A 255-nucleotide genomic window follows, 5' to 3' on the forward strand; every position below is an offset into this window, starting at 1 on the left:
AGGTGATTCAACAGTATCCAGCATTAATGGATATTGTGATGACTAAGTGCATGACGGAGAAACTATACAATGCGAATGATTTTCGGGATATCGCTCATCACCTTGATACATTGCGTGACGAACCAGTCATAGAGGTACAATCCATTTATGCCCATTCAGCAAAACATTCTGATATTAAGGCCTCTACCCGTTCTTTAAATGCGTATACAAGCATTTTAGGAGGTAGAGCATGATAAATAAGACTGTGCATGAATT

General features: G+C 38.8%; 1 pseudogene. It reads left to right on the forward strand.

Annotated features, from left to right (window positions below):
- Positions 1 to 233: pseudogene (locus PZE06_RS29365) on the forward strand (IS21 family transposase); the annotation flags it as partial.
- Positions 234 to 255 lie beyond the last annotated feature (22 nt).

This window comes from Robertmurraya sp. DFI.2.37, assembly GCF_029211245.1.
In the GTDB taxonomy this organism is placed as follows: Bacteria; Bacillota; Bacilli; order Bacillales; family Cytobacillaceae; genus Robertmurraya; species Robertmurraya methanolica_A.